This window comes from Sphingobacterium hotanense (assembly GCF_008274825.1).
Taxonomy (GTDB): domain Bacteria; phylum Bacteroidota; class Bacteroidia; order Sphingobacteriales; family Sphingobacteriaceae; genus Sphingobacterium; species Sphingobacterium hotanense.
This window is the reverse complement of record NZ_CP030848.1, coordinates 1,769,638-1,789,955: the sequence shown is the minus strand read 5'-3', so window position 1 is coordinate 1,789,955 and position 20,318 is coordinate 1,769,638. Positions and strand designations below refer to the sequence as shown.

Sequence of the window (20,318 nt, the reverse complement as noted above, 5' to 3'; positions counted from 1 at the left end):
ATGGCGACCATTATCGGCCGCCATAGGTCTTTATACTAAATACTAGCTACTAATGCGAATTAAGGGTTGAAAATAGGCTTTATGAAACAGGCTGTTAATTTACCGAACACATGTACTAATAGTCCTTTGGTAGATCTGACCTTACTTGCGTTTTGTATCTGTGTTTTTTCATTTATCCAATTAAAAAAGGATTCGATTGGTTGTCTTACCTTAGATACTGCTCTTGAAAACAGGTCATTATAAGCACGATCCCTATTTTTTAAACAATCTGGTTTTCCTTGGGTTTCCCTTATCGGAGTATACATAATTGATTTTTTTTCTTTATAAAACCACTCGAAGAACGGGGCGTCACGGTATATCTTGTCACCAAAGAACGTCCTACCTGCGATGGATGCCCAATTCTCCTTAAATATGTTCAGGTCACTTTCAGATGCCTTGCTTATTACTATGCTTTCCGGACGAGGCAGCGTGGATTTGTTATAGCTGTTGAGCGCATGAAGCTTTAATCCAAAATACCAAAGCCTCTTCGTTGAGCAGAAGCTTTTATCCGTTATCTCCAGAGCTACCTTTGCCCTTCTAGTCCCACTGCAGGTTATGATGGGCATAGAGTCCAGTAGGGAAAATTCTCTGGAGCACTCCTCTGGTGCAAAGTCCTCTATAACTGACTGACAAAGAGATCTCAAAACATCAAAAAGGCGGTTGATACGGGTATTGAATGCTACGTATGAAGTTAGCTTGGGAAACCAATCCATCAGATAATCCGAGGCGAATTTATGGATCTGCTTGATCCTTAGCCGCTGTTCCTCGTGCACACTGAATAAATAGATGGTCAAAACCTCCTGATCAGTAAAGTCAGGTGTGTTATTGTTTGAAAATCGCTGACAGTAATATTGCAGTTCACTGTCATATTTATCACAAACATACTGGTATAATTTTATTAATTTTAGAGCCTTGGCCTGATTGATCATGTTGTTTAATAATGCGCAAGGAACATTATAAATATACTGATAATCAGGCTTTTATGCAAGTTTTCACCCCTCTTTTTAAGAAGCTTTTTCCAATATATTTCAACCCTTAATTCGCATTACTAAATACTAACTAATAAATACTATCTTCTTCCAAACTCGTAGCCTACGCTAAACGAGGTTACGCGATTTAAGTATTTCGTATCGGTATTCGATATATTGATTAGGCCTGCAGAACTCGAAATACTAAGATTGAAGCCGTTCATAAATCTATAGCCTACAATAGCACCTAATCCGAAGTCGAAAGGGTTAAGCTCGTCAACGCCGCTTCCCCAGTGTAAATCCACACCTTGGTTATCGCTAGTAACTTTTGCACTGATGCCATAAGCCAAATATGGTCCTCCTCCAAAAAAGAAGTCGCCGCTCCTTGTTGGCACTCTGCCTAAGAAATTCACTGGCACTTGTAAGTAAAGAAATTTGTCGATGTAATCCCCTTCCGGTAGTTTAGACTTACCGCCCTTACCTTCCAAAGAAAGTCCAGGCTGTAAGGAGAACCCTTGATTTACACGGGCATCATAATAACCTGTGACGTGGAATCGGGAAGCCATCTTGGTGGTAGCAGAATAGTCGCCTTCGCGGATAAACTGATTTGCTAAGTTGTATCCGGCGCGGAGTCCAAAATTGTTTTGAGCCATTACGCCCGTCGTCATGGCTAACACAAAAGCCATGGAAAAATAGAGTTTTTTCATGTTGGTTTGTTAAAATTCATAATTCAAGAACGCTTATTAAACTCCCGAAGGCTCGGATGTTTACGCATAAACGATCAGATAAATATAGCTATTAAGTATATATGTTGATGCCAATATTTAAAATATCATACACATAATTTTCCTATCGGATCAATCACTTTCCCCTCTATTAATTAAATGGGTGAGCCGGAGGTAAAATATCCCACAAATTGGAAAACCAAATTATGGGGAAATCTTTGGATCTACCGCTCTTGACATGCGCGCCCCATTTTCGCTAAAATCTATCCCCAAAATCGATATTACACTAATAGTTTAAAATATATCTTTGCGCTATTATTTATAATTAATCTAAATAAACAGAGCAAATGCATACACATTGGGTAAAAACATGCGGGCGATTCTATATCATTCTATTATTATTATCAATTTGCGCTTTCAATAATCTAAGGGCGCAGAATAAAAGCGGGTCGACAGGAATATTAATTAGCGGGTATGTGCTCGACAGGGAGCATAATGCCATAGCAAATGCCTTGGTTATTATTAAAGGCAGCAGACATTCAACCACAACCGACGCGAAGGGTTTTTACACCATAAAATGCAAATCAGGACAGCAGACGCTTCAGATTTCATTAACAGGCTATAAACCGACAAAAAAAACAATACATTTCAAAAACGGCTATAACGAACTAGCGCCGATTTATCTAGAGGCACATGATGACACGAAGATATCGGAGATTATCGTTGAAGGTAAATCCGCCATAAAAAACGTTAAAGAAAGCCCATTCAATGTCGCGGTTTTAGACGCGAAGAAATTCCATAATAGTCCCGTCGAATTAACGGATGTCTTGAATTGTGCTTCCGGAATCAAAGTCAGGCAAAATGGCGGGCTCGGTTCGCGAAGTTCCATAAGTTTAAATGGCTTTTCTGGACGCCATGTTAAGATCTTTATCGATGGCGTTCCAATGGATGGCATGGGTTCTGCATTTCAGTTGAACAACATTCCGATCAACCTTGCGGAGCGAATAGAGATCTATAATGGTGTTGTACCTATCGAACTCGGCGCAGATGCATTAGGTGGTGCAATCAATATCATCATAAATAAAAATAGCAAGTCGTTCGCTGATGTCTCCTACTCTTTCGGTTCATTTAATACGCATAAAACCAACATAAACTTAGGGCACACTACAAAATCGGGATTCATAGTCTTATTAAATGCCTTCCAGAATTACTCGGATAATAGCTATCCTGTTTACACACAAGTGCGAGATTTTGAAACAAGCATTATTTCCAAAGACAGCGTATGGACGAAAGCGTTCCACAATAACTACCATAACGAGACCGCTGTCTTGAAAACCGGTTTTGTTAATAAAAAGTGGGCCGACCAATTCCTTGTCGGAATTACAATAGGCAAAGACTATTCGGATATACAGAATGCCAACATCATGAAGATTGTTTATGGCGAAAAATCCAGAAAAGGAACAACGGTTATGCCTTCCCTGGTTTATACAAAAAGGAACGTATTTACGCCGGGTTTTGATGTCATGCTGACCGGAAATTATAATCGTAACTATAACCAAAATACGGATACAGCAACGCGGGAGTACAATTGGTATGGTCATTTTATTCAAAAAAAGACCATCGGCGAAGGCGTCAATTCCATGGCTGAATTTTATAATAACAACGCCAATGCCTCGCTTAATCTAATTTATAAACTCAACGAGCAGCATAGTTTTGCACTGAACGACAACTGGTCAACCTATCAACGCGAAAATGCGGACAAGAATATCATCAAAGATCAGTTTAGTTTGCCAAAAGATAATTCGAGCAATTATAAAAATGTAGTTGGGGTATCCTATAAGTACAACTACAATAAAAAGTGGGTAAGTACTATTTTCGGAAAACACTATATCCAAAGCACCACCGGTATGGTCAATGTGGGTGAAAGCGAATCCTTTCCAACATACAAAGAGATGACAGCAAAGTCAGACGCTTTCGGCTATGGTATAGCGAGCACTTTTTTGCTGAATGATTTCCAGTATAAAATCTCCGTCGAAAAAGCGCTACGCATGCCATCTGCCATTGAACTCATGGGAGACGCCGTGCTTGAACGTGCCAACGCATCATTGCGACCGGAAGTGAGTGAAAACGTAAATCTCGGCATTTCCTATCAGAAGGACTTTGCAAAGAACCATGCGGTATATTTTGATGCCAGCGGTTTATACCGGAATGTTACCGACTTTATTCAACGTCAAATCGTACCTCGTACCGGCGAGGCCAGCAGTGTAAACCATGGACAAGTCCAAAACATCGGCGTAAATTTCGAAGGTCGCTATTATTATAAACGCTTTTTCAGCGCGGGCGGTACGGTTACTTATCAAAGCTTAATCAACAAAGAAAAATACGATAAATATGGGAATGCACAATTGTCGCAAACTTATAACGATCGTATGCCCAACCAACCCTACTTCTACGCCAATGGCGAAGCGGAAATACGAATCCCCGACTTAGGCGCAAAGGCCAATCTATTCACGGTAGGCTATCACTTGCATTATGTGCATTCCTTCTTTCTTCGTTGGCCAAGCTTGGGTGAGTCAGGCGAAAAAACAAGCATCGATAAAACTCTTTCCCATGATATCATCGCCTCTTACGCCATGAAGTCAGGACGCTACAATATCAGCGTAGAAGGACGTAACATAACCGACCAGCGCCTCTATGACAATTATAGCCTGCAAAAACCAGGAAGAAGCTTCAATGTCAAACTACGCTATTTTATCATGTAATTTTTTCAAAAACAATCATATCATTATGTTCCAAACTCAAATTAAAAATCAAACAAATAGCAGACTATTTTTTACCATCTGCGCACTAGCATTCGGAACAAGCTTTACCGCATGTTCTGATGAGGAAGTACCAAAAGAGAAGCCACGTGAATCAGAAAAAGTAGAATTCTTCATCGCGGCAACGCAGGGAGAAGCGTCGTACCTACTTGCTGTTCCGGACGTGACGAAAGGTACAACGTCTATCAAAGGGAAAGGTTTAGAAGCTGATGCTTATACCGCATGGGTCTTCCCTACTCCTAAAGTTGGTATCGGATTAAAATATCAAAAAGGGGATCCTGGAATTGGTATCGGCGTTGCCTTAGGTCCTGATGGAAAAATTGTCAAAAGTGGCAGTGAGTTCCAAATAAAATCAAGATTTACCACCTACGGCCCTTTCCAAGAGAAAGTGCTATCCATCGTTGGTGGTATCAAAGTGGCAGATGATCCTAAGAACATTTATTCGACTTTCAATTTTATCGACCCTGCAAATGGAAATGCTGTTACAACGATCACGAAGAACACGACGAATTTAACTGGAAATGGAGAATATGCAACGCTTTCCGGCGTAGTACCGTTCGGTCCGAAAGAGTTCTTAACGGCACTGGTACCTTCTGTTATCAATTCAAATACGGGCAGCGGTGGTGCTTCCACCGGTGAGACGAAGTACCCTGACTCGGTATGGATTGCTTCTTACGACAAGGATCTGAATATAAAACAAATCTACGGGGATGATCGTATCGGCTATGCGTCGGGTCGTTTCCGTTCGCAGTATTACTCTTCTATTGCTCAAGACGGTAAAAATAATGTATATGTCTTTTCGCCAGCAAACGACGCTCGCTCAACAAAGCCAGCAGGTGTAATCCGCATCAATGCAGGACAAAAAACATTCGATAAATCTTATTATTGGAACCTAGAAAGCGCTGTAACGGCTGCAGGTTCGACAGACGCGAAGATAAAATTCCAGAAAGTCTACCATATTGCCGGCGACTACTTTGCATTAACCTATGTACGTCCGGCCACTACCGCTCAAAAAGGTCCAGCGCAACCCAATGATATCGCCATCTTAAATGCGGTTAACAAAACGTTCCAATGGGTGAAGGGACTTCCTGATTTCAATGCTAATCCAAGATTTGGATTACCAATTGCCGAGGATGGAAAACTTTACATACCAGTAACAGAAACAGACAAAAACCCGGCGATCTATATTATTGATGCCGCAAGCGGAACAGCTACAAAAGGCTTGGAAGTGGAAGCGAGCGAAATAACGGCAATCGGAAAACTCAGCAAATAAAGAATTGACGATTCTATCCATACACCCTTAGAGCGCGGACTTCGGTCTGCGTTCTTTTTCTAAACATTAATCATTAAGACGCTATTATGGATGATTGCAGGACTCTCGCTTCAGCAACTCGTGTGGGGTGTAGCCGAAATGCTGTTTAAATAGTTTTATAAAGTGCGAGACACTTCGATATCCAAGTCGCGTTGATAGTTCATTGACGTTATAATTATTTCCGAGTAAACTCCGGGCAAGCTCCATCCGACATTTCACAATATATGCATAAATCGACGTTCCGAACAAGGTCTTAAAGTCTCTTTTCAGGTTCTTTTCATTGTACCGAAATTGCAAGGCTAATTCGTGAGCATTTGGCGGTCTTTCCAAATTGACTTCCAGATACGATTTTATCTTTAACAGGGTATCCCTAAAGGGAGCTTCAATTTGATTGAGTTGCGCATAATTGCGACACTGATGCACGAGAAAAAGAAGTTCCTTCAACTTGATGGCGATATACAAGTAGGTATTTTTAGCGAAACGTTCCGGCGCATGGAAGATTTCTTCGATTACCTTCAACATGTGTAAGTCTAATAAAAAAGATTCATTGGGACGGTTTTCTGGAAATCCCGACAGGATATACTGATGGAACTTATCATTGATTAACCAAGTCTCCCCTGCTGTCAACGTGAGATAGTATGGTCTGGACATCTTCAGAATGATGTAGTTCAATTCCTTATTCGGAGCGATTTGCATCTTTCCACCAGCACCTTGTTCATTTAAGTAATTATGGAGCAACATCCCTATCTGGTGAGAATAATTCTGCATTCCAGCGCCATTCAGCACTGATGTCTCGCCATTTAAGTAAAAGAAAAAGCGAATATGATCGCCAGTAGCAGAAAATTCCTCCGATAAGGTCTGGGCCGATTTAAGCTTACACTCCTCGAGGAAAAAACCAGATGAGTACAACTTTTTGATGTGAATCGACGCGACATTGAAGCGTTCAAAATCTAAACTTTCCTGCTGTATTTCAGCATTTTGGCAAAATTCATCCGGAATATCCAAATCATATGCTACCGAATCGAGTTCTGGAATTCTAGAATAAAGATGCATGTGAACTAAAACAAAATTCAGTTAATTAATACGGACAAAAGTAAATAATTTAGATTTAATCTAATTAAAGTACTTAAAATTTGCTAGATTTGCTCCCGGAGTCGATACTCCCTTTATTTACTATGAAATAATAAGCGTAGACAGATAAAAAAAACAAAAATGAAAAAGCTATTATTACCTGCCTTCCTATTTTTGGGACTTTGTGCAAGCGCACAACAAAGTACCCTTTTAAATCATGATTTCTGGAAAACAAAACCTGATCTTAATACTGTAAAAGCAGAAATTGAGAAAGGGAATAGCCCTTCGCAACCCAATGCTGGTTCATGGGATCCTGTATCCATTGCCATAGTTAACGGCGCATCGACAGATGTGTTAAAATACATGATTGAGCAAGAGGGAAATGGCATCGATAAAAAAACGCACCATAGCAGAAGCTACCTTCACTGGGCAGTCGGTTCTGGAAATGCTGAATTAGTTGATTATTTAATCGCTAAAGGTTCTGATGTAAAGTATCAGGATAGTCATGGCGCATCTATTGCAGGATCTGCCGCAAGCTCCGGAACGACCAACTTCGCAATCTACGAATCGCTGTTTAAAGCGGGTGTTGACCCAAAAAAAACTTACGATGATGGAGCAAACATACTGTTGTTGGCTATCGCCATGGATGAGGATCTAAAGATTGCTGAATACTTAACAACAAAGGGACTTTCTATCAAAGATAAAGATTCCAACGGCGCAACTGCTACAGATTATGCATCTCGCTTCGGAAATAAAGCATTAATCCAGAAATTAATCGCTAAAGGCGTTCAACCTACAGGCAACGCGTTATTCTTTGCTGCAATGGGTTCGAGACAAAAATCAAATGGTTTAGATACTTATCAATACCTCGTTGAGGATTTAAAATTGAATCCAAAATCAACGAATAAAGACGGGGCAACCGTCCTTAATGCATTGGTTCGTCGTCCTGACATGGCTGTCATCAACTATTTCTTAGACAAGGGCGTAGATCCTAACATTGCAGACCGCGAAGGCAATACGCCGCTGATGGGTGCCGCGGCAGGTCGCGATGTAGCCGCTGTTGAGCTATTGATATCCAAAACAAAGGATATTAATGCGAAGAACGAGAAAGGTGAATCAGCATTAACGAAAGCGGTGTCAACTGGTGCACCCGAGATCGTACAAGCATTATTGAAAAATAAGGCCGACGTCAATGTCTTAGATAAAGATGGCAACAACCTTGCGTTTCATTGGTTCAACTCATTCCGTCCTGCCCCGGCATCGGCTGGTCAGCAAGCGGATCCTTTCGCAGAAAAATTGCAAATCTTAAAAGCAGCGGGCCTTGATGTGGCTAAGTCGCAAGAGAATGGTAGCACATTATACCACATTGCAATCACAAAAGAAAGCATGGACTTGATCAATAAAGCAGCAGAATTAAATGTTGATATCAATGCACAAGATAAAGACGGGATGACTGCACTTCACAAGGCAGCATTGATTGCAAAAGATGATGTATTCTTGAAGAAACTTGTAGAACTTGGTGCGAAGAAAGACTTGAAAACAGAATTCGATGAAACTCCATTGGACTTAGCGAGTGAAAATGATTTCATCAAAGGAAATAGTGCGGCTTTGGATCTTCTTAAATAACAGAAAATGAATAAACTATATAAAGTACTTACAGTTGTATTGTTTGTCCTGCTCGGAATGGGGACTTCCTCTGCACAATCGAGCAAGTATAAATGTATGCTGCAGATGAACAGCTACCAAGGCGAAGCAGCCTACGTTGTTATCTCGTTAATCAATCCAAAAGGTGGTTATGAGAAAACTCTTGCTGTACTCGGTCCTGACAAGCAATGGTACAATACTTTAAAAGAATGGTACAAGTTTCAAACGAAATCTAAGGAAAAATTAAGTGCTGTAACGAGTGCTTCCATCGGTGGTGGTGACCGCGCAATCAAAACCATCAGTATCGAGGATAGTAAATTGAATAAGGGCTACAAATTACGTTTTGAAACTGCCGTAGAGGAACAGAAGTATCATGTAAAGGATATAGAAATTCCATTGACGACGCAAGGTATCACTGAACGCGCAGCTGGAACAGGTTATTTACGATTTGTTAAACTAAGTAAGGTTCAATAACACTAAAATATGGTATTATCCCTTTGGCGATATGCACATCTTGCCCTAGCGATTATTTCTTCAATTTTCCTGATAATTTTATCGCTCACAGGAGTTATCCTATCGGTAAATGCCATATATGAAAAAACTCCCGATCTCCAGGTTGATAATTTTGAAACGGTAAATCTCGCGCAGGTTATCCCAAATCTGCAGGAGATTTACCCGGAGATCATATCTATCTCAGTAGACCACCGAGGATTCGTCAGCATCGATGCTATCGACGAAGAAGGCGAATCCGTAAAGGGCTATATCGATGTCAACAGTGGCGAGAAAATCGCTCCTATCGTTCAGCAAAGTTCTTTTATACAGTGGACTACTGCCCTACACCGTTCCTTATTTCTTAAAGAAACAGGGCGTATCATTGTAGCCGTCGTTTCTTTCCTATTGATTTTGATCAGTATCAGTGGTATTGCACTGATTTTAAAACGTCAAAAAGGAATCCGTCACTTTTTTGCGAAAATCCAAAACGATTTCTTTGCACAGTATTTCCATGTTGTCACAGGGCGCTGGATGCTTATCCCAATCCTACTTATTGCGTTTACAGGGACTTGTTTATTTTTATTGCGATTAGCGAGCTTCCAGGGGGAAATTCAAGAGGTAAATATCACCATCAATGAGACGGAGGAAGAGCAGGTGTTAGCGGCAAAAGATTTCCCTGTTTTTCAAAAAACTTTATTGAAAGATGTGGAACAAATTGATTTTCCTTTTATTCCAGACGATCCTGAGGAATTCTTCATCATCAAGTTAAAGGATCAATCGATCAGCGTGAACCAAATCAGTGGGGCAATTACAGAGCAGACCATCTTTCCGAAGCAAAAAGGTTGGGAAAGATGGAACCTCGACATGCATACCGGTAGAACCAACATGATTTGGGCATTTATCATAGGCATCGCCTCTATCAATATTCTGGCGTTTATCTATACCGGTTTCGTAATCACGCTCAAAAGAAGCAAGACCAAGATCAAGAACAAATTTAAAGCGGCACAAGCACAAATTATTGTTCTATATGGATCCGAGAATGGCAGCACCTTATTCTATGCAAATAAGGTCCATCAACAATTACTTGCTGCCGGCCAAAAGTCATTTATTGCCGGACTAAATCAATACCAATCTTATCCCGAAGCTAAACAACTGCTCGTTTTTACTTCAACCTATGGATTAGGAGATCCGCCGTCCAATGCTGGTAAGTTTTATGATCTTCTGAAACAGTATCCACAAAAGCAGCATGTTGAATATAGCGTAGTTGGCTTTGGGTCGAAAGCCTATGCTGACTTTTGTGCATTTGCTTTGGAGGTCGATAAAGCACTCTCTGTTCAGGAATGGGCAAGCCCCTATCTACCTGCTCATGTCGTTAATGATCGCTCTATTGATGACCTTCTAATTTGGATCAACAATTACAGCGAGAAATCGTTGCTGCCCCTAGCGACAGCGGCTTCGGTATATGCGGAGAAACAGAAGAGATTGCATAAATGGAAAGTTATTGAAAAAACGGCAATTACAGCCGACAATAGTACGTTCCGCGTCACCCTGAAGCCTCTCTCTCGCGTTAGTTTCAATTCAGGCGATTTATTAGCTATTTATCCGGCAAACGATCAACGCGAGCGTCTATATTCCATCGGTAGATGTAATAATTTGCTGCAATTGATTGTGAAGAAACATGAGTTCGGCCTGGGTTCCGGTTTCCTTTATGACCTGCAATCGGAGCAGATTATTAAAGCGCGTATGATGCCGAATAAGGACTTTAACTTTCCAAAGAAAGTTAAGGAGGTAGCCATGATATTCAACGGAACAGGTATCGCGCCGTTTCTAGGAATGATCGATCAAAACAATAAGCAAATTCCGATTTATCTATACGGTGGCTTCCGCCATGAAAATGATTGGGTGAAGGAATATCAAAAATTTGCAGAATCAAAAATAAATCAGAAACAGCTAGTTGACTATCAGTTTGCTTACTCAAGACATACCCCTGGTCAGTACGTGATGGAATTGATAGAAAAGGATGCTGAACGCTTTGCCGAACTTCTACGCAATGGTGGCTGTATAATGATCTGTGGATCGCTTGCGATGCTTCGTGACGTTGAAAAGGTCTTAAACGACATCGTAAAGGAAAGAAATGGTCAACCACTATCGTTCTATCACGACAGCAAACAAATCCTTCACGACTGTTATTAATAATATCGAGATCATGAAGCGAATCCTACTCAGCCTAACTTTTATTCTTGCGGGGCTACAAGTCAGCCTTGCACAGGTACAGATTCGTCGCGCAATGACCTTGATGGGTTCCCAATTTGAAATAACCCTAGTAGATCAGGACAGCATTGTCGCGAATAATCATATTGATCAAGCTGTTGCTGAAATAGAACGTATTGAGAATTTAATTTCTGAATGGCGCCCGCATACACAAATATCCGAAGTTAATCGTAACGCTGGAATCAAAGCAGTTCCAGTGGATCGCGAGCTCTTTGAACTCACGAAAAGGGCTTTATACTTTTCGAAAATAAGCGAGGGAGCATTTGATATCAGTATCGCTGCGTTGGACAAAGTTTGGCGATTTGATGGCAGCATGGAACACATGCCGAGTGAAGCAGAAATACAGAAATCTATCGCACATGTGGGCTATCCATATATTGAACTAGACAGCGTCCATTCTACCATATTTCTTAAAAAACCGAATATGAAAATCGGATTTGGTTCTATCGGTAAAGGCTATGCCGCCGATCGTGGCCGGAAATTGATGCAGGATTTGGACGTTCCAGCAGGTATGATCAATGCTTCTGGGGATATCGCATCATGGGGCACACAGAAAGATGGAAAACCATGGACTATTGGGGTCTTGAACCCTTTCCGATCGCATAAAATGATTAAGGTTTTAAGGTTCAATGAACATGCTGTTACGACCTCTGGTAGCTATGAGAAATATGTTGAATTTGATGATGTGCGGTACTCTCACATTATCGATCCCAAAACAGGTTATCCAGCCACTGGCGTTGTGAGTGTAACAGTTTATGGACCATCCGCGGAATTTGCTAACGGACTTTCAACCTCCATGATGGTTCTAGGAGTAAAAAAAGGCAGAAAATTAGCGAAGAGGTTTCCGGAATATAAGTTCATCATTATTTCGGATAATAAACGGATATACCGATAACGCATTTCCTTTAGTCTATGCTTTAAACTGGCTAGGACTAATTCCAAATCTTGCCTTAAACGCCGTCGAGAAATGCTTCTGGTTCTTATATCCCAATAATTCAGCAAGTTCCGCAATACGCAACTCTCCCCCCTCTAGCAATTCAATCGCGCGATCCATCTTCGTTTCACGCCAAAATGAAAAAACGGTGGTGCCAAAAACCTCTTTAAAACCCTTCTTCAAGGTGCACTCCTTGGTTCCCACTTGGTGGGCAAGATCCATTAAGGTAAAGTCTGCATCAATTTGATTAACTATAATATCTCTCGCAGCATATATCCGCTCGACCGTTGTCCTACTTAATGCCGTATCAAAATCTCCATCTTTCGAAAACTGCTCAAATTGCAACATCAATAGCTCGATAACTTTGGATTCTAAAAACATACGTTTGAAGATCCCCTGACGTTTGCAATCTAGAATATCTTTGATTATCTGGTACATCTTAGCACTGATGCGAGCATTTCTTTTACCAAATGAAGCAGATTTTCGCTGTTCTATTCGGTTTCTAAACTGATCAAATAAGGTTGTCCCCTCTGGTAAGAAGCGTTGAAAGAATGAAGGCGTAAAATTAATCTCGAACACTTGCAACTCTGGGTCATCCCACAACATATGTCCTGCGACGCAATTGCCGTAAATGATATTATGGTCGAACGCAGCGTATTCAATTGTCCCCTGTTCTAAATTCACTTGGGCAGAACTATGTCCCTTCAATGCAAAATGCATCTCTATCGTTTCAAAATCACTTTCAAAATTAAATCTGATTCGTTTCCTATGAGATAGATAACCATAACCAATATGCACACCTTCAAAAGATAATTCTCGGTAATAACCCTGATCGACCAGATAGTTCAAATCCACTAAATCATCTACGAGATCCTGGCTTCCCAGGAGTTTAACGCTAATAAAATCCTTACTAAAACTTAAAATACCCGTCTCGCTATCATACACTTTCAGATTCATTCTTCATCCTTGAGGTTATCCCTTATTTAAACTTTTTATTCCTTTATTCGAACCCACCATATTGTCGCATAGGTTACATTTGTATAAATATAAGATTAATTTAGAATGATTATAAATATCATTAAGAAAAATAACCATCTTAAAAATTAATAAAAGACGATATGCCTAGAGTTCCACAATGGATGGCAGACGCCATGGAGAAATTTTTTAGTGGCAGTTACCATGCCTCTCGAGTCACGGAAATTGAATACCTCGTACCAGAACTTAAATACGTTCGCTTTGAAGGCGATTTCTCGGGTGTAAAAACCGATTTTGTCGCGGGTAATGTGATTAAAATTAGAGTAAATGAAACTGAATTTCGGCATTATACCCCTTCCTATTTTAATAGGGAGCAGGGCGTTTGCGATATTTTATTTTATCTGCACGACAAGGGGCCCGGTAGTCGCTGGGCAGAAAAATTGCGCGTTGGTGATTCGGTGAAACTTCTTGGTCCGGGGCGCAAAATGTCCTTTGTCAAATATGCCAGTGCCCATGTCGTTATTGGTGATGAAACTGCCATCGGGCTGATGCAAAGCATCAATAACGCTTCTAAGATAAAAGCGCGTCCCTGTTTTTGTTTTATTGATATTCAGCAAAAACACAACAGTTGGCTTGAATGGATTAATTTAGAGGATTGCAGCTATACGACAGTCAATATGATGACGCTAGATGAGTCTTTTCGACAATATGCTGAGTGGATTGACAACAATAACATTCCGCCATCCTACATCGCATTTTATTTATCGGGCAACACCAGGACGATTCAGCAATTCCGAAAGGAACTTATCCGAAAAGGATACAGCAATAAACAGATACAAACTTATCCCTATTGGGCCGAGGGGAAAATCGGTCTCTAGAATTACTTTTTGTTTAAACAGCAAATTGACGAAGACAATTTGCCCTATTAATTTCCTTAAACTTGCCTGGTCCCGAATAGACGTTGAGGTCTTATTAGTAATTATTCTGGGATTGGGCGGGCTTAAGGTTTAACTTGCCTATCTCTCACTGCTTCTAAAAGCCCACAGCATATAGCACCCCTCTTCGTCAGAATCCTAAATTTCATAGCTAAAGCAAACTATTATATCCTAGAAGTTGTTTAATTAAGAAACACATACTATGAATTATAAAACCTGTCTTAAAATAGCGTTGGGCTCAGCTATATTAATTGCCCCATTTCTGATCGGCGCATGTAAATCGGTGAAAGTACCTCCAGGGGTCAATGTTGTGGACAATTTCGACATTAAATCCTATGTGGGAAAATGGTATGAGATAGCACGCTTTGACTTTAAGCATGAGAAGGACATGAACCAAGTTACTGCGGAATATTCGCTGAACGAGGATGGCACAATTAAAGTGTTGAATAAAGGCTATGACACGAAAAAGGGAGAATGGAAGGAATCGGAAGGGAAAGCGGACTTTGTTGGCGACCCTACAAAAGGTGCTTTAAAAGTATCATTCTTTGGACCTTTTTATTCAGGCTATAACGTGGTCGCTATGGATCCTGCTTATGAAAATGTATTGGTGTTTGGAGAAAGCACTGACTATATCTGGTTCTTGTCTCGAAATAAAACCATGCCTGAACGTGTTAAAGAAGCTTTTGTAAAGAAAGCGATGGATGCGGGATATGACATGAGCAGACTTGTTTGGACGGAACAGAATTAGATAAACAAAAATTATTAAGCGCCTTCGGGCAAAATTTGATACGATGAGTACAGAAAATTTAAGCAATAAAGAAGCAATCGATAAATTACGAGAAATGGTCGATAAGATTGATATCGGCATGTTGTGTAGCTTTAAAAAGGATGAGAAGCAGCCCCATGCTGTTCCAATGAGTCGACAAGAAGTTGATGAGCAAGGCAATATATGGTATTTATTTTCGAAGCAAAGTGAAACCTATCAGCATTTACAAGCTGACCGTCAAGTCTCTTTAATTTATGCCCAACCTAAAGATTATGAGTTTTTAACCATCAATGGACACGCCGAAATCTCTAGAGATGAAGCTCGCATTGAAAAGTATTGGAACAAGATGATGGAAGGCTGGTTTGAAAAAGGAAAAGAAGATCCAAACATTCAGGTGTTAAAAATCGTTCCTAACGACGCATATTATTGGGACCAGAAGTCAAATAAACTTATTACGCTGATGAAGGTAGCTGCGAACGCTGTAACCGGCAATAATTTCGATGTCGGCAGAGATGGGAAACTATCAATTTAAGAGAGATAGAATCTTAAATAACCCTTTTGTATTTGCTAATATTTTTAGTATTTTTGTTGTAATCATCTATCATTATTATGATTACAGCAGAGGAAAAGCTATCGATATTAGCAGATGCTGCGAAATATGACGTAAGTTGTAGTTCCAGCGGGGGGAAAAGAAAAAATGAGGGCGGAATCGGTGACTCATCTCGTTCAGGTATTTGTCATACCTATACCGAAGATGGGCGCTGCGTTTCCCTTTTAAAAATTTTGCTCACCAACTATTGTATCTACGACTGCGCGTTCTGCGTCAGTCGCCGCAGCAACGATATTCAGCGAGCCGCATTTTCGGTAAATGAAGTGGTTCAACTAACGATGAATTTCTATCGTAGAAATTATATCGAGGGGCTTTTTTTGAGTTCTGGAATTTTTAAATCCGCGGATTTTACGATGGAACGTCTGATGCGAATCGTGAAAAAGTTGCGAACCGAAGAACGCTTCTTTGGTTATATACATTTAAAAACAATTCCTGGTGCGAGTGAAGAGCTTATTAAAGAAGCTGGGCTTTATGTAGATCGAATGAGCGTCAATTTAGAGATTCCTACTGAGGAAGGGCTAAAACAATTGGCGCCGGAAAAAGACCATGATTCTGTTCGAAAACCGCTGCAGTTTGTAGATCAGCAAAAGATTATGCTCGCTGAGGAAAAGAAGCTAATGAAGCACGTCCCTACCTTTGTGCCTGCCGGTCAAAGTACGCAGATGGTCGTGGGAGCAACTTCAGAGACAGATTATGATATTATGAAGATTTCGTCAGAATTCTACAAGACATACCATCTTAAACGAGTTTATTATAGCGGATATATCCCTATAAATAATGAACACAGTATGCTTCCACAGGTTGGCACTACCCCTCCCCTGATTCGAGAAAACAGACTCTATCAAACCGATTGGTTGTTAAGATTTTATAATTTCAAGCTGGATGAAATTCTAAATCCTGAACATCAAGATCTGGATTTAGATATAGATCCGAAACTAAGTTGGGCTCTGCGAAATCCTCAATACTTTCCTATCGATGTCAATACAGCGGACTATGCCGCGATTCTGCGTATCCCTGGTGTTGGCCGTGGTTCGGCGCTAAAAATAATTCAAGCGAGGAAATTTGGGAAACTCTATGAGCATCACTTAAAAAAAATCGGCATTGCCTTCAATCGGGCAAAGTATTTTATGCGCTATGCCGACTCTGTAAGAAATTGGGGCGACCTTCAAATGCATGCGATCAAAACTTCGATTCTATCTTCAGGAACGAGCAAGTATCTGCCGAAGGTAGCAAGTAATCAATTAAGCTTGTTCGCATGACCTACTATATTTTTGATGGTAGCTATTTGGGCTATTTAAGTGCCTTCTTCCAGTCTTTTCAAGATAGAAAGGTGGATGCAGTTCCGATGATTGAAGAAAAGTTAGAATCAAGTTTCTTTGCTGTAAAGACTTATGTTGAGACAGATTCAGAACGCGCGAAGCGGATATTGAAGGGTTTGGAAAAGCATATAGGTAAGGAGCGTGTTTATGATTTTTATAGAAACTTTTTATCTGAGGATCCGAAAGCTTGGCATATTGGATTTAAACTTATGCGAAGCATTTTTACAAACAACCCTGGCATCTTAAAAAACTATGCGGATGCTGATGCGCTGGCCCTCTCGCAGACTATTAAGAAGATGGGGAGAGAGAGCCATAGAATGAAAGCTTTTATACGTTTCAGCAAATCGGCAGATGAGCTATACAGCGCTGTTATAGAGCCAGATTTTAATGTGTTGCCGCTCATTATCTCCTTCTTTAAAAAGCGTTTTGCCGATCAGCGCTGGTTAATATATGATGTAAAACGACGTTATGGATATCTCTATAATTTGCAGGATATACAAGAAGTCACGCTGTCTGAAGCTTCAAATAAGGATGCTGACTTAGCCATTCAGATCGAACTGGATAAACAGGAGACACATTACCAACAGTTATGGAAAGCTTACTTTAAGGCGACGAATATCGTGGCTCGCAAGAATATCAAGTTACATGTTCAGCATGTCCCTAAACGGTATTGGAAGTACTTAGTCGAGAAACAGGATTAGATAGATAATACAGGTATTGCCTATTTAATAAGTTTCTTTACCTCTTCCAACTCGTCAATTTCTTCAACCGTCTTGTCTCTTCGCCATCGAGCGATCCGGGGAAATCGTAGTGCTATTCCTGATTTATGTCTGGAACTCCATCCTATCCCTTCAAAAGCGATCTCGAATACGAGCTCAGGCTTGACAGTCCGGACAGGCCCAAACTTCTCGATTGCATTTTTGTTTACAAAGCGACTCACTTCCTGAATTTCCTTATCTGTCAATCCCGAATACGCTTTGGCTATGCTGACGAGCTTGTCGCCATCACGCACGGCAAATGTATAGTCTGTATAATAGCCGCTACGCCGTCCACTTCCTTTCTGCGCATAAATCAGCACAGCGTCAATCGATAGTGGATCGATTTTCCATTTCCACCAATCGCCACGCTTTCTGCCGGCATGATAAACAGAGCTCTTGTGTTTTAGCATCAGGCCTTCGCTATTTTTGTCTCTGGCAGAATCACGTAGCGATCCGAGCGTGTCGAGTTCTTGAAATTCGATTATCGGAGATAGCATCAGTGACCCCGCTTGATTCAGATGGAAAAGCTTTTCTAGTTGCTGTCGACGAAATGCTAGAGGTTTATCGCGCAGGTCTTCTTGATTCAGTTCGAGCATATCGTATAAGATCATAGTTACCGGAATCTCACGCCGCATTTTATCTGTAATGGTTTTTCGATTCAAGCGTTTTTGAAGGAATGTAAAGTTCAGAATTTCCCCATCAAGGAATGCTAAAATCTCCCCATCAAGCACGAAATCTCCCTGCCACTTGCTGAATTCCTCTACTAATTCGGGAAATTGATCGGTAACAAGTTCCTCTCCTCTTGACCAGATAAAGACTTCGTTGGCTCTTTTGATAATCTGTCCACGTATTCCGTCCCATTTATACTCTGCCTGCCAGTCCTGTGGATTGATCAGGGTTTTCTCTAAATTTTCTAAAGGATATGCCAGGCAAAACGGATAGGGTTTGGATAGGTTGGTGTTGACATAGTGCCCACGTATGAGCAGATCAAACTCGACATCATCTATTAGCCACTCTCCTATAATGCTGTGCGCAACTGCTGATGCATCGAGCCCGCTATGAAGAGCAATTGCATTGATTAGGCTTTTCGCGGAAATACCGACACGGAAGCTACCTCCCAGTAACTTATTAAAAATAAATCGTTCTTGGTGCGGCAGGTTCTCCCAAGCATGAAGCACAAACGCCTTTTTTTCTTCATCAGTTTTCGTGTTCAGGTCTAATATGCGGTTCATCCATTCGGACAAAGCCAAATCGATATTACCGGTTGGATTAGGCAGAAGTAAAGAGATCGTTTCTGCAAGATCTCCAACAGATGAATAAGACTCCATAAAAAGCCAATCCGGGATATCGACAATTTCTTTGACCCACTCGCGCATCAGCGTGGTACTGACCTGTCGCTTGGGTCGACGCCCGGTAAAAAGACTCAGAAACCAAAGCTTATCCCTGTTCTCCGCAACCTCCAAATATTGAACGATCGCTTCGGTTTTCAGCGATGTCTTATTAGTACTGTCTAATGTATTGATCAGCTGAGCAAATTCTTTCATATAGCTTCGTTTTCATTCATCAATGCTTCTTCCTTTTCCACGCCAAAATCCGTTTTTACTTCCTCTGCCAGTATCCCATTTTCATTTAAATATTTACTGAACACAGCGGTTTGCCCATGTGTGACATAGACTTTCTCAGCACCTGTCTCTGTGGTCACGCGCAACAGATCGTTCCAATCGGCATGGTCGCTTACGGCGAATCCTGCATCCGCGCTTCGCCATCTCCTTGCGCCCCGTACTGCCATCCATCCTGAGCAGATAGCATAGGCCATATGCGGAATCCGTTTGATTACATTGGTTCCAACAAGGGAAGGTGGAAGGATCACGATGTTTTTATCTATATGTTTTAAGTCTTCGCGAAGATCGACGGTTTGATAGTCCGGCAATACAATTCCGACGCTTTCGTAGGCTTTATTTAAGCGTGCAATAGAGCTATGCACATAGATGGGTGCCATTCCCGCCACTGCTCTCATTATACGCTGAGCTTTTCCCAGTGAATAACCTACAAACACAGAAGTCTTTCCAAACGATTGATTTTTTAAAATCCAATCCTGCAGCTGCTTATTGAGATTTTCTACTGATTCCCATTGATAAATCGGCAGTCCAAAGGTGCTCTCGGTGATGAACTCATGACAACGCACAAGTTCAAATGGGTTGCTCAGTCCATCATCTTGTAACTTATAATCACCGGACACAACAACCACTTTGCCCTTATAAGCTATTCGCACTTGAGCAGATCCGATAATATGCCCCGCGGGATGCAATGAGACCTCGACTCCATTAATGTTAATAGGCTCGTTGTAATCTACATCCTGGACTTGTATAGCTTCTCCAATACGTATCTTAAGAATGGGTGTAGTAAAGCGATGGCATAGGTAACTTCCCATTCCCGAACGAGCATGATCAGCATGTCCATGGGTAATAATTGCCCTATCTACAGGAAGCCAAGGGTCTATATAAAATTTACCGGGGATACAATAGATGCCTTGGGATCGAAATTCTATTATCTGCATATCAAGAGAACGAGCATGAGCATGCAATTGTTTGGCTAAGCCACATATCAATCGATCTTTTCCATTTTTTCAGATGGCATCGATTATCAACCTCTAGTGCACGGTAAGGAAAAAACATCACAC

Annotated in this window: 17 protein-coding genes; 11 read left to right on the top strand and 6 right to left on the bottom strand. The window is 41.0% G+C overall.

The window, feature by feature from the left end:
* Nucleotides 1-59 precede the first annotated feature (59 nt).
* Nucleotides 60-968, bottom strand: coding sequence for a transposase (locus tag DSM08_RS07320; RefSeq protein ID WP_149525548.1), 909 nt, complete (start codon nt 966-968; stop codon nt 60-62).
* Nucleotides 969-1,108: 140 nt separating this feature from the next.
* Nucleotides 1,109-1,714, bottom strand: a complete 606-nt coding sequence (locus tag DSM08_RS07315) for a porin family protein (RefSeq protein ID WP_149525547.1) — start codon at nt 1,712-1,714, stop codon at nt 1,109-1,111.
* Nucleotides 1,715-2,079: 365 nt separating this feature from the next.
* Between DSM08_RS07315 and DSM08_RS07310 the strand changes: the two genes are divergently transcribed.
* Complete coding sequence (locus DSM08_RS07310) at nt 2,080-4,494, top strand: TonB-dependent receptor (protein ID WP_149525546.1); 2,415 nt, start codon at nt 2,080-2,082, stop codon at nt 4,492-4,494.
* A gap of 25 nt (nt 4,495-4,519) precedes the next feature.
* Nucleotides 4,520-5,824: a DUF4374 domain-containing protein gene (locus DSM08_RS07305; RefSeq protein ID WP_187774003.1), complete on the top strand. Its 1,305-nt coding sequence runs from the start codon at nt 4,520-4,522 to the stop codon at nt 5,822-5,824.
* A gap of 84 nt (nt 5,825-5,908) precedes the next feature.
* On the opposite strand, the gene DSM08_RS07300 is transcribed toward DSM08_RS07305, so the two are convergent.
* Nucleotides 5,909-6,916, bottom strand: coding sequence for a helix-turn-helix transcriptional regulator (locus DSM08_RS07300; RefSeq protein WP_149525544.1), 1,008 nt, complete (start codon nt 6,914-6,916; stop codon nt 5,909-5,911).
* A 159-nt stretch (nt 6,917-7,075) separates the two neighbouring features.
* Between DSM08_RS07300 and DSM08_RS07295 the strand changes: the two genes are divergently transcribed.
* Genes DSM08_RS07295 through DSM08_RS07280 form a run of 4 tightly spaced genes read left to right on the top strand, consistent with a single transcriptional unit; the run spans nt 7,076 to nt 12,236 of the window.
* Nucleotides 7,076-8,560 (top strand): ankyrin repeat domain-containing protein, encoded by a 1,485-nt coding sequence (locus DSM08_RS07295; RefSeq protein WP_149525543.1) that lies wholly within the window; start codon nt 7,076-7,078, stop codon nt 8,558-8,560.
* A gap of 6 nt (nt 8,561-8,566) precedes the next feature.
* On the top strand, nt 8,567-9,052 hold the full coding sequence (locus DSM08_RS07290; RefSeq protein WP_149525542.1) for a DUF2271 domain-containing protein: 486 nt from the start codon (nt 8,567-8,569) through the stop codon (nt 9,050-9,052).
* A gap of 9 nt (nt 9,053-9,061) precedes the next feature.
* On the top strand, nt 9,062-11,263 hold the full coding sequence (locus DSM08_RS07285; protein WP_149525541.1) for a PepSY domain-containing protein: 2,202 nt from the start codon (nt 9,062-9,064) through the stop codon (nt 11,261-11,263).
* Nucleotides 11,205-12,236 (top strand): FAD:protein FMN transferase, encoded by a 1,032-nt coding sequence (locus DSM08_RS07280; RefSeq protein ID WP_246172518.1) that lies wholly within the window; start codon nt 11,205-11,207, stop codon nt 12,234-12,236. Before DSM08_RS07285 ends, DSM08_RS07280 begins: the two co-directional genes overlap by 59 nt.
* A gap of 15 nt (nt 12,237-12,251) precedes the next feature.
* Here the strand turns inward: DSM08_RS07280 and DSM08_RS07275 are convergent, their stop codons facing one another.
* Nucleotides 12,252-13,232 (bottom strand): helix-turn-helix domain-containing protein, encoded by a 981-nt coding sequence (locus tag DSM08_RS07275; RefSeq protein WP_149525539.1) that lies wholly within the window; start codon nt 13,230-13,232, stop codon nt 12,252-12,254.
* 161 nt (nt 13,233-13,393) lie between these two features.
* On the opposite strand from DSM08_RS07275, the gene DSM08_RS07270 reads away from it, so the two are divergent.
* From DSM08_RS07270 to DSM08_RS07250, 5 genes are all read left to right on the top strand, one after another.
* Complete coding sequence (locus DSM08_RS07270) at nt 13,394-14,128, top strand: siderophore-interacting protein (RefSeq protein ID WP_149525538.1); 735 nt, start codon at nt 13,394-13,396, stop codon at nt 14,126-14,128.
* A 259-nt stretch (nt 14,129-14,387) separates the two neighbouring features.
* A complete protein-coding gene (locus tag DSM08_RS07265) occupies nt 14,388-14,933 on the top strand; it encodes a lipocalin family protein (protein ID WP_149525537.1) in 546 nt (181 codons plus the stop codon).
* Nucleotides 14,934-14,976: 43 nt separating this feature from the next.
* On the top strand, nt 14,977-15,483 hold the full coding sequence (locus tag DSM08_RS07260) for a pyridoxamine 5'-phosphate oxidase family protein (protein WP_149525536.1): 507 nt from the start codon (nt 14,977-14,979) through the stop codon (nt 15,481-15,483).
* Between the two features lie 77 nt (nt 15,484-15,560).
* A complete protein-coding gene (locus tag DSM08_RS07255) occupies nt 15,561-16,820 on the top strand; it encodes a putative DNA modification/repair radical SAM protein (protein WP_149525535.1) in 1,260 nt (419 codons plus the stop codon).
* Nucleotides 16,817-17,581: a TIGR03915 family putative DNA repair protein gene (locus DSM08_RS07250; protein ID WP_149525534.1), complete on the top strand. Its 765-nt coding sequence runs from the start codon at nt 16,817-16,819 to the stop codon at nt 17,579-17,581. The genes DSM08_RS07255 and DSM08_RS07250 overlap by 4 nt, the downstream gene beginning before the upstream one ends.
* 20 nt (nt 17,582-17,601) lie before the next feature.
* Here the strand turns inward: DSM08_RS07250 and DSM08_RS07245 are convergent, their stop codons facing one another.
* Both DSM08_RS07245 and DSM08_RS07240 read right to left on the bottom strand, forming a co-directional pair.
* Nucleotides 17,602-19,182: an ATP-dependent DNA ligase gene (locus tag DSM08_RS07245; RefSeq protein ID WP_149525533.1), complete on the bottom strand. Its 1,581-nt coding sequence runs from the start codon at nt 19,180-19,182 to the stop codon at nt 17,602-17,604.
* A complete protein-coding gene (locus DSM08_RS07240) occupies nt 19,179-20,195 on the bottom strand; it encodes a ligase-associated DNA damage response exonuclease (protein ID WP_149525532.1) in 1,017 nt (338 codons plus the stop codon). Before DSM08_RS07240 ends, DSM08_RS07245 begins: the two co-directional genes overlap by 4 nt.
* Nucleotides 20,196-20,318 lie beyond the last annotated feature (123 nt).

Bases quoted from the DNA above. Each gene is read 5' to 3' on its own strand.
- DSM08_RS07295 (WP_149525543.1), top strand. From the start codon at position 7,076: ATGAAAAAGCTATTATTACCTGCCTTCCTATTTTTGGGACTTTGTGCA.
- DSM08_RS07300 (WP_149525544.1), bottom strand. From the start codon at position 6,916: ATGCATCTTTATTCTAGAATTCCAGAACTCGATTCGGTAGCATATGAT.
- DSM08_RS07290 (WP_149525542.1), top strand. From the start codon at position 8,567: ATGAATAAACTATATAAAGTACTTACAGTTGTATTGTTTGTCCTGCTC.
- DSM08_RS07275 (WP_149525539.1), bottom strand. From the start codon at position 13,232: ATGAATCTGAAAGTGTATGATAGCGAGACGGGTATTTTAAGTTTTAGT.
- DSM08_RS07255 (WP_149525535.1), top strand. From the start codon at position 15,561: ATGATTACAGCAGAGGAAAAGCTATCGATATTAGCAGATGCTGCGAAA.
- DSM08_RS07310 (WP_149525546.1), top strand. From the start codon at position 2,080: ATGCATACACATTGGGTAAAAACATGCGGGCGATTCTATATCATTCTA.
- DSM08_RS07305 (WP_187774003.1), top strand. From the start codon at position 4,520: ATGTTCCAAACTCAAATTAAAAATCAAACAAATAGCAGACTATTTTTT.
- DSM08_RS07240 (WP_149525532.1), bottom strand. From the start codon at position 20,195: ATGCAGATAATAGAATTTCGATCCCAAGGCATCTATTGTATCCCCGGT.
- DSM08_RS07270 (WP_149525538.1), top strand. From the start codon at position 13,394: ATGCCTAGAGTTCCACAATGGATGGCAGACGCCATGGAGAAATTTTTT.
- DSM08_RS07320 (WP_149525548.1), bottom strand. From the start codon at position 968: ATGATCAATCAGGCCAAGGCTCTAAAATTAATAAAATTATACCAGTAT.
- DSM08_RS07260 (WP_149525536.1), top strand. From the start codon at position 14,977: ATGAGTACAGAAAATTTAAGCAATAAAGAAGCAATCGATAAATTACGA.
- DSM08_RS07315 (WP_149525547.1), bottom strand. From the start codon at position 1,714: ATGAAAAAACTCTATTTTTCCATGGCTTTTGTGTTAGCCATGACGACG.
- DSM08_RS07265 (WP_149525537.1), top strand. From the start codon at position 14,388: ATGAATTATAAAACCTGTCTTAAAATAGCGTTGGGCTCAGCTATATTA.
- DSM08_RS07285 (WP_149525541.1), top strand. From the start codon at position 9,062: ATGGTATTATCCCTTTGGCGATATGCACATCTTGCCCTAGCGATTATT.
- DSM08_RS07250 (WP_149525534.1), top strand. From the start codon at position 16,817: ATGACCTACTATATTTTTGATGGTAGCTATTTGGGCTATTTAAGTGCC.
- DSM08_RS07245 (WP_149525533.1), bottom strand. From the start codon at position 19,182: ATGAAAGAATTTGCTCAGCTGATCAATACATTAGACAGTACTAATAAG.
- DSM08_RS07280 (WP_246172518.1), top strand. From the start codon at position 11,205: ATGGTCAACCACTATCGTTCTATCACGACAGCAAACAAATCCTTCACG.